The organism is Pseudomonas sp. GW821-FHT09A09 (assembly GCF_059418405.1).
This window is the reverse complement of record NZ_JBWKPU010000074.1, coordinates 1-8,930: the sequence shown is the minus strand read 5'-3', so window position 1 is coordinate 8,930 and position 8,930 is coordinate 1. Positions and strand designations below refer to the sequence as shown.

The window sequence follows — 8,930 nt, the reverse complement described above, 5'->3', positions numbered from 1 at the left end:
CCCCCCCCCCCCCCCCCCCCCCCCCCCCCCCCCCCCCCCCCCCCCCCCCCCCCCCCCCCCCCCCGGGCTCCTACAGGGCGTGGGAGGTCAGGCGGTGTCTTTGAGCCAGAGCTTTTCGAAGCGCCAGGTGCTGAACAGCGACTCCTCGGCACTGGCACCGCCGACGCGTGTGGACACGCTGTCGAGCAGGTCGGCGTAGCCCCAGATCAGCATGCCGCCGCGCTCGTACTGGATCTGCTGCACCTGATGCACCAGGGCCTTGCGTTTCTCCAGGTCGGGTTGGGCCATGGCGGCGAGGAACAGCTCGCTGAACTGCGGGTCGTTGAAGTGGGTCTTGTTCGACACCGCAAACGGCGCGTCGGTATGAATCGCGCTGGCCAAAAACGGCGCGCCAATGCTGCCGCCGGTACTCAGGGTCCAGTCGTTCTTCAGCGGGCCCTGGAAGGTGGCGAGGTCCACTTGCTTGACCTTGAGGGTCACGCCGATGCGCTTGGCCTGCTCAGCCAATACCAGCGCCGAACTCAAGCCCGGCCCCGGTGTGGTGACCAACTCGACTTCGAGGTTTTCCTGGCCGGCCTCCTTGAGCAATTGCGCGGCGCGTTGCGGGTCATGGGGGCGCGGGCCGAGGCTGTGGTTGAACGTCGGGTCGCTGGGCGCATACAAGTCGTTGGCCACGCGGCCCTGGCCGTTGAGGGCGCGGCGTACCAGCTCTTCGCGGTCGGCCAGCAGGCGAAACGCCTCTCGCACCCGTGGGTCGTTGAACGGCGGCTTGTCGAGGTTCATGTCGAAGGACAGCCAATTGCCGGTCACCGACTTGATCACCTGAAGGCGCGGGTCCTTTTGCAGGATCGGCAGTTGCTCGGTGGGCATCACATTGGCCATGTCGATTTGCCCGGCGCGCAAGGCGGCGAGGCGGGCGACTTGGTCCTTGAAGTCGATGATCTCCAGCTCATCGGCGTAGGGCTTACCGTCCTTGTAGTAGTTTTCAAAGCGCGTGAACAGCGAGCGCTGCCCCGGGGTGAAACTCTTGAGCTTGTAGGGGCCGGCGCCCACCGGGTTGGTCACCGGGTGGTAATCCACCGGCACGATGCCGCCAAAGTTGACCCAGGTTTCCGCCAGCGGCATGTAGCTGCGCCCTTCGCGAAAGCCCAGGCGCACGGTGCGGTTGTCGAGCTTGACCAGGTTGTCGCGGTCGACCCAGTGCAGCAGCGCGGCATACGGCGACGCCAGTTGCGGATCGGTGAGGCGGCGAATCGAGAAGATCAGGTCGTCGGCGTCGATGGTCTTGCCGTTGTGGAACTCCAGGCCCGGGCGCAAACGCAAGGTCCAGGCACTGGCGTCGGCATTCGGCTCGGCGAATTCGGCCAGGGCCAGGCGCGGTTGCATCTGCTCGTCCCATTCCCACAGCTTGCTGTACAGCGCAAAGCCGCGAACGATACCGCTGCCCACTGGCTTGTGCGCATCCAGATTGCCGCTCTGGTTGCCGTCGAGAATGCCCAGGCGCAGGCGCCCGCCATAGCGCGGCTGGTCGCTGCCGGCGATGGCGGTGGGCGCGTCACTTGGGCCGCAACCGGCCAGCAGCAGGCCGCCGACGGTTGCGCTGTAGCCGAGAAAGTCTCGGCGGCTCAGCAGTAAGGTCATGGCATCAGGCTCCGCCGTTGGCCGAGTGCAGCTCGCGTAGGGGCTCGGCGCTGCGGCTCAGCTCGGCGCGCTCGCTGCGAAAGTGCGGCAGGATGTGCTCGCCGAGGCGATAGGCTTCTTCGAGGTGCGGGTAGCCGGCGAGGAAAAACAGGTCGATGCCGATGCCGTTGTACTCGCGGATCCGCGCCACCACGTTTTCATAGCTGCCCACCAACGCGCAGCCCGGTGGTATGCCGATATAGCCAAAGCCGGTCCACACGTTGGGGTGGATGAAGAAGTCATCAAAACCCTGGGTTTCGCTCTTTTCGGCAAAGCCATGTTCGTAGCTGAGTTTGCGCGCGGTGCGCAGCCCGGCGTGGGCGGCCACGGCCTTGACCGCGCCACGGGCGATGCCTTCGTCGAAGAAGCGCTTGGCTTCGGTGCGCGCCAGCTCTTCGGTCTCGCGGGTGATCACATCGATCGACAGGCCGAAGCGAATGTCGGTGCGCCCCCATTTCAATGCGCGCTGGCGCAGGTCGGCGATCAGCGCGGCGATTTCGTCCGGGTGCTCGGCGCGCATCAGGTAGAAGTCGGCGTGCTTGGCCGCAAACTCCCGTGCCGCTACCGAAGAGCCCGCCGTGCAGATCAGCGGCAGTTGCGCCTTTTTCAGCGGCCCGCGCAGGCCTCCGCCGTCGGCTTTGTAGAACGTGCCGTCGTAGTGGAAGGTTTCGTTGTGCCAATAGCCCTTGACCACGTCCATGAATTCGGTGGCGCGCTCGTAGCGTTCATCGTGGTCGCTGTAGTCGCCGACCTGGCGCTGGATCGCGTCCGAACCGCCGTTGATGATGTTCCACACCAGGCGGTTGCCGGTGGCGCGCTGGTAAGTGGCGGCCTGCTGCACCGCCACCCACGGGGTGTAGTGGTAGGGCTGGAACGCGGTGACAAATTGCAGGGTGCGTGTCTCGCGGGCGAGCAGCGAGCAGACCGTCCAGGGCTCTTCGCCGGTGGGTGCGTTGACCATCAGCGCGCCGCCAAATTTATTGATCTCCGCCGCCTTGGCAATCTGGCCCAGGTAGTCGATGTAGGTGAAGGGGTCGCCCACGCTGAACCCCGAGACGGCACCGGTGCTGTTGGCGCCGCCACGGTGCCAGTCGCCCCGGTTGCGCGGGTCGCCGGGCAAAAACTGGGTTTCGCCGTGCAAGGGCAGGCGGGTGAAGAATTCGATGCTCATGAAGCCTCCTGCTTACTGGGCGGTCGGGGCGCAGATCGGGGTGATCGGCTGGTCGTTGATGACCTTGTGGGCGAACGGGATCGAGTCCTTGAGCGAGGCATTGACCGTGGCGCTGTGGCCCAGGCCTTTGTACAGGTGACCCTCGACCACGGAGCCGGCGTTGCAGGCGTCTTGCATCAGCTTGGTTTGGGTGGCGGCTGCGGGGGTGGTGTCTTCGGCGCCGGTGCCGATGAAGATCGGCTTGGAGGTTTTCAGGGTCGGGTACGACACCTGCGCGAGCCACGGCGCGAGCTGTTTGCCTTTGTAGTCTTTCTTGGTGTTGGCAATGCTCAGGCCGAGGCCTTCCACGTCGCCTTCCAGGGCAAACAGGCAACTGGTACGGGCCTGTTCGAAGATCGGCAGGGCCTTGTCGGTGTAGAAGTCGGCCGGGTTGATGCTCGGGTCGTATTGCTGGGCGGCGAGCAAGGTGTAGAAGCCGTAGGCCAGGGTCGGGTCGACCTTGTTGCGCACTTCTTCGCTGGGGTTCTTGGCGTAGTCGAGGGTGTAGATCACGCCGGTGCCGACGCTGCCTTTCACGCCCAGGTCGGGCGCATAGGTGGCCGCGTAAGCGGCAGCGGCAAAGGCACCGGCGCCACCCTGGGACTGGCCGACGATCAGCACTTTGTCTGCCAGGCCCGGTACGCCGGCGACCACCGCCTTGGCAGCGTCGAGAATGCCGTAGGCGGCCATGCGGCTGTTCAGCAGCGGGTGGCCGCCGGGAACTCCGAGGCCTTGGTAGTCGGTGGCGACAATCGCAAAGCCTTCGGCCAGCCAGCGGTTGAGGTATTCCACATCGCGGTACGAACGGCCTTGCCACGACGGTGCGCACACGTCCGCAACGCCCACGGTGCCGTGGCCCCAACTGACCACCGGCCAGCCACCTTTGGGCGGCGTGCCCTTGGGCAGGAACAGCGCGCCGGAGACCACCACTGGGGTCTTGTTATCGATGCCGTTGGTGGAGGTGTACAGAATGCGCTGGGCACTGGCGGCGTTGGCCAGGCTGATGGTCTTGTCCAGCGGCTCGCTGCGCAGCAATTTGCCGGGGGTGGCCGGGATGGCTTTTTCCCAGGTGTAGAACGCCGAGACACGGCCGTCGCCCTGCAGCGGGTCGGGCTTGGGCGCATACACGTCAGCAGCGAGTGCGCTCATGGACAGGCTCAGAACACTGAGGCCGAAGGCGAAGAAGTGCGGCAGTTTCATTCAGTCATTTCCCTATTACGGATTAGTGCTGACCTGGCCACGCAGGGCCGGCCAGTAGTCGGTGAGTTTCAGGTCGATCAGCGCCTGGTTGGTAAAACCGGTGGCCAATGACGGGCCGATGTCGTAGGTGTCGCGAATCAGATGGTTGGCCAGGGCATAGGCGGTGAGCGCCTGGTAGTGGGCCTTGAGCTGCGCATCGCTTTTCGGTGCCCAGCGTTCCTTCCAGGCCACCGGGTCGTTTTGATCGTCGCGGCGCAGCACGCTTTCGGCGGTGCCGGCACGGGAAGACAATTGGTAATAGGCGTCCTGGTTCTGCGGCTGGGAAATCCACCACGCCGCCTTCACCCAGGCGGTGGCGAGCAACTGGGTAATGTCCGGGTACTGCTTCACGAAGGCCTCGGTGCCCCACAGGTCGGAGACCAGGCGCCAGTCGTTGCTGCCTTGCTTGGTCGACCAGATGATCTTGCCGACGCCCTTGTCTTCCAGGGCATAGGCCTCGCTGAGCAGCACGGCGGCATCGACCTTGCCCGCCGACACGGCAGCGGCGCCAACCTGCGGGTTGAGGTTGGCGATCTTGAAGTCGTCGAGGGTCAGGCCTTTGCTCGCCAGGAAGTTGCTGAACGCGAACTCCCACGGCCGGCCACGGTGCAGGGCCAGGCGCTTGCCCTTGAGGTCTTCGATGGTCTTGGCGCTGGAGCCTTCGGGCACCACCAGGTAGATGTTGTTGCCGCTGCCACCGGGCACGATCAACTTGCCCGGCACGCCGCCGGCACCGGCGATCACCGAAGGCAGGTCACCGCGTACGGCGAAGTCCAGGCTGTTGTTGCTGAAGCCTTCGTTGATCTGCGGGCCGGCGCCGGCGTGGGGCAGGGCGATCCATTCCAGCTTCACCCCGCGTTCGCGCAGTTGCGCCTCCAGCCAACCGTCCTCGATCACCCGCCCGGCAATGCCGCCGAACACCGGTTTGCCGCCTTGGGTGTAGGCGACGATGGCGATTTTTACCGAGGTCGGTTCCGCGTGGACTGCGCTGAATGCCAGCACCCCGAACAGCACCGCGATGCTCTTGCGCCAAACGTTTTTCATGGGCGTTCTCCCTACCTGAATGAGCGATCCCCCGTAGGAGCCGGCTTGCCGGCGATGAGGCTCTTGAGCCTTGCGACGTCTGAACAGACGCCATCGCCGGCAAGCCGGCTCCTACAGGTGGAATCGTGTTGGGAGGGAGAGAGCAGATTGCATGCCAGGCGCTGTCACAATCGCTCTAGCCCTCGTGGGGCAAGGGTTTCAGCGATTCGTCCAGGGGGGCGCTGCACCCGTGCTGCTGATGAGCAAACACGCAAGTGCTGGCCGATTGCTGCTCCAGCAGCAGCGGGGTGTCGGGTTGTTGGTATATTCGATCAGGGAATATATAAATATTAATTTATAATTAAATGGTCTAGAAAAGTTCATGCACTATTGAGCACGCGCTTTTACTGCCAGGAATGCACCATGTCGCTGATCACCCATCCCAATGCCCGTGAATTGACCAAGTCGGTGCGTGCCACCGTGCTGGTCTTCAAGGACCCGCGCTCCCAGGAATTGCTGGCGCGCATCGAGCGCCTGGCCCCCAGCGAAGCCAACACCTTGATCATCGGCGAGACCGGCACTGGCAAGGAATTGGTCGCGCGGCACATCCACACCCTGAGCCGTCGTGGACGCGAACCGTTTGTGGCGGTCAACTGCGGTGCCTTCGCCGAAACCCTGGTGGAAAGTGAACTGTTCGGCCATGAAAAGGGCGCCTTCACCGGCGCCACCACCCACAAGGCCGGTTGGTTCGAAGCGGCGAATGGCGGCACCTTGTTTCTCGATGAAATCGGCGACTTGCCGCTGAACATGCAGGTCAAGTTACTGCGCGTGTTGCAGGAGCGCGAAGTGGTGCGCCTGGGCTCGCGCACACCGATCCCGATCAATGTGCGGCTGGTGGCCGCCACCAACGTCAACCTGGCCGATGCGGTGGTGGCCGGGCATTTTCGTGAAGACCTGTTCTACCGTTTGCACGTCGCAACCATCCGCCTGCCACCCTTGCGCGAACGCCCGGGCGACATCCTGCCCCTGGCTGAATTCTTCCTGGAGGAACACTGCCAGCGCCTGGGTTACAACCGCGCAAGCCTGAGTAGCGAGGCCGAGCGCAAGATGCTCGAACACAGTTGGCCGGGCAATATCCGCGAGCTGGAAAACGCGATCCACCACGCGCTGTTGGTGTGCCGTAACCAGTGGGTGCAGCCAGCGGATTTGCACCTGGTGGACATGCGCTCTTCCGGCATTCGCCAGGAGGAAGCCAGTCATGCAGTGCCTGCGTTGAGCGGCCCAGTGGATCTGGAAAGCGCATTGAATGCGTTGTTCGAACAGAACATCCCGGACCTGTACGAGCACATCGAAGAGACGATCTTTCGCGCGGCTTATCGCTACTGCCACGGCAACCAATTGCAGACGGGGCGGCTGCTCAATATCAGTCGCAACATCGTGCGCGCACGCCTGGAAAAAATCGGCGAGCTGGGCAAACCGGTATTACTCGACGGCCAGTAATGCTAGGTTTTCGAACTTCTCTCACCACTGGAGGGTTCGACGTTGATCCGACTGAGCGACTTTATCGCCGATTTTTCCACCTCTGCGCTGGCGCCGTGGGCAGACCTTGCGCCCTGGGCGCTGGTCACCCAGGCACCGACGATCGTGCGCCAACTGCTCGCCGAGCTGCCCGCTGACGACTACCACATCGACGGCGACGTGGCGGTTCACCGCACGGCCATCGTGGAGCCGGGTGCCTTGCTCAAGGGTCCGTTGATCATCGGCGCCGAGTGCTTTATCGCCAGTGGTTCGTTGCTGCGCGGCGCCTGCTGGCTGGACGCGCAGTGCATCATCGGCCCTGGCGCCGAACTGAAAACCTCCTTTGTCTTCCGTGGCAGCAAGCTGGCGCATTTCAACTTCGTCGGCGATTCGGTGCTGGGCCATGGCATCAACCTGGAAGCCGGGAGCATTGTTGCCAACTACCGCAATGAGCGCGCAGACAAGGAAGTGCTGGTGCGTGTCGACGGGCATTTGCAGCGTACGGGTTGCGACAAGTTTGGCGCGTTGCTCGGTGATCAATGCCGCATCGGTGCCAATGCGGTGTTGGCGCCCGGTGCCGTGCTGGCGCCTGGGCGTGTGGTGGGACGCGGGCAGGTGTTTGATGCAGAGGTGTCTGCATAAACGCAATGTTGAAAAGGGCATGGTGTGCCGACGCGTTATTAAATAGAATGAATCTCATTTGAGACTCACTCGCGCCGCGCAGGTCTGTTGCCATGAATGATGCTGTTGCCTCGACCCACGCCCCGGAACACACGCTGTCGAGCCTGTACCGCGACCATCGCAGCTGGCTGGAAAGCTGGTTGCGCCGCCGCCTGGGTAACGCCTGGGATGCAGCGGACCTGAGCCAGGATACGTTCCTGCGGGTGCTGGCCAGTGCTCAACCGGTCGCGCAGATGCAGGAGCCCCGGGCGTATCTCGTGACGGTCGGCAAGCGCCTGCTGGTGAATTTTCATCAACGGCGCAGTCTCGAGCAGGCTTACCTGAACGCTTTGGCGAACCTGCCTGAAGCGTGCGTGCCGTCGCCGGAACAACGCTGGCTGTTGCTGGAAACCCTGCAGGCCCTGGATGAGTTGCTCGACGGCTTGCCGACGCTGGTGCGCCGTGCATTTCTGTGGAGCCAGCTGGAAGGCTTGGGCTATCGCGAGATTGCCGAGCGGCTGGAGGTGTCCGAACGCACGGTAAAACGCTACATGGCCCAGGCCTACGAGCATTGCTTGCTGGTGGACCTGTGAACCGCGACGTCGCCCGCGCCGCTGCGCAATGGCTGGCGCTGCTGGAATCCGGCGCAGCCACCGAAGGCGATCACGCCAACTTGCAGCAGTGGCGCGACAGCCACCCTCAACACGAACAGACCTGGCAGAAAGCCCAGTCATTGCGCCAGCGTTTCAACGACTTGCCCCCGGCGCTGGCGATGGCCAGCCTCGACCGCCCGCAACCTGGGCGTCGCGCGGTGCTCAAGCGTGCGCTGGGCCTGGCGGCACTGGTGCCGACGGCCTGGCTGATCAGCCGCCAATTGCCCATCGAGACCTGGCGTGCCGACCTGCACACCGCCACCGGCGAGCGCAAGCGCCTGTCATTGGCGGACGGCGGCAGCTTGCAGCTCAATACCGCGACGGCGGTGGATGTGAACCTCGCGCAGCGCCGTATCACCCTCGTGGACGGTGAACTGGCGCTGACTGTACCCGGCGCGGCCGTGATGACGCTGCGCACGCGCTACGGCGAGTTGGAGGTGAGGGAGGCCGACATTTGCGTGCGGCAACTGGCTGCGGGTTGCCGGGTGTCGGTGCTCAAGGGCTCCGTGCAGGTGCGCGACTTGACTGGGCAAATGGCAACGTTGCAGGCGGGCCAGCAAGCGTCGCTGAAGGTCAGCGGACTGGGCGCGTGGACACCGTTTGACGTGTCGCAACTGGGCTGGCGTGACGGTGTGCTGACGGCGCAGAACCAAACGCTGGGTGACTTTCTGCGCGAGCTGGAGCGTTATCGTCCGGGCGTGTTGCGCTGGGACCCAAGCCTGGAAGCGCTACGAGTCACCGGCAGTTTTCGCCTGGATGACACTGATCGCATCCTCACCCTGTTGGCCTCAACCCTCGGCCTGGAGGTGCACGCACGCACCCGTTACTGGGTCACCCTGACCCCCCGCAAATCCCTGGCCTGACACAACCTTGTAGGAGCACAGGGGGGGGGGGGGGGGGGGGGGGGGGGGGGGGGGGGGGGGGGGGGGGGGGGGGGGGGGGGGGGG

The 8,930-nt window shown here is 64.3% G+C and carries 8 protein-coding genes; 4 read left to right on the top strand and 4 right to left on the bottom strand.

The window, feature by feature from the left end; genetic code table 11:
• Positions 1-87 precede the first annotated feature (87 nt).
• The 4 genes from AC07OV_RS30395 to AC07OV_RS30380 are packed head-to-tail and all read right to left on the bottom strand — an operon-like array spanning position 88 to position 5,173.
• Positions 88-1,641, bottom strand: coding sequence for an ABC transporter substrate-binding protein (locus tag AC07OV_RS30395; RefSeq protein ID WP_494999239.1), 1,554 nt, complete (start codon positions 1,639-1,641; stop codon positions 88-90).
• A 4-nt stretch (positions 1,642-1,645) separates the two neighbouring features.
• Positions 1,646-2,851: an LLM class flavin-dependent oxidoreductase gene (locus tag AC07OV_RS30390; protein WP_495093603.1), complete on the bottom strand. Its 1,206-nt coding sequence runs from the start codon at positions 2,849-2,851 to the stop codon at positions 1,646-1,648.
• Positions 2,852-2,863: 12 nt separating this feature from the next.
• Complete coding sequence (locus AC07OV_RS30385) at positions 2,864-4,090, bottom strand: lipase family protein (protein WP_494999237.1); 1,227 nt, start codon at positions 4,088-4,090, stop codon at positions 2,864-2,866.
• Between the two features lie 15 nt (positions 4,091-4,105).
• The gene (locus tag AC07OV_RS30380; RefSeq protein WP_176999447.1) at positions 4,106-5,173 is read right to left on the bottom strand and encodes an ABC transporter substrate-binding protein; all 1,068 of its coding nucleotides are present in this window, start codon (positions 5,171-5,173) and stop codon (positions 4,106-4,108) included.
• 402 nt (positions 5,174-5,575) lie between these two features.
• On the opposite strand from AC07OV_RS30380, the gene AC07OV_RS30375 reads away from it, so the two are divergent.
• From AC07OV_RS30375 to AC07OV_RS30360, 4 genes are all read left to right on the top strand, one after another.
• Positions 5,576-6,652, top strand: coding sequence for a sigma-54 interaction domain-containing protein (locus tag AC07OV_RS30375; RefSeq protein ID WP_494999236.1), 1,077 nt, complete (start codon positions 5,576-5,578; stop codon positions 6,650-6,652).
• Positions 6,653-6,694: 42 nt separating this feature from the next.
• Entirely contained in the window at positions 6,695-7,312 is a 618-nt protein-coding gene (locus AC07OV_RS30370) for an LbetaH domain-containing protein (protein ID WP_495093602.1), read from the top strand.
• A gap of 92 nt (positions 7,313-7,404) precedes the next feature.
• On the top strand, positions 7,405-7,923 hold the full coding sequence (locus AC07OV_RS30365; RefSeq protein WP_176999444.1) for a sigma-70 family RNA polymerase sigma factor: 519 nt from the start codon (positions 7,405-7,407) through the stop codon (positions 7,921-7,923).
• The gene (locus AC07OV_RS30360; protein WP_495093601.1) at positions 7,920-8,846 is read left to right on the top strand and encodes a FecR domain-containing protein; all 927 of its coding nucleotides are present in this window, start codon (positions 7,920-7,922) and stop codon (positions 8,844-8,846) included. Before AC07OV_RS30365 ends, AC07OV_RS30360 begins: the two co-directional genes overlap by 4 nt.
• Positions 8,847-8,930 lie beyond the last annotated feature (84 nt).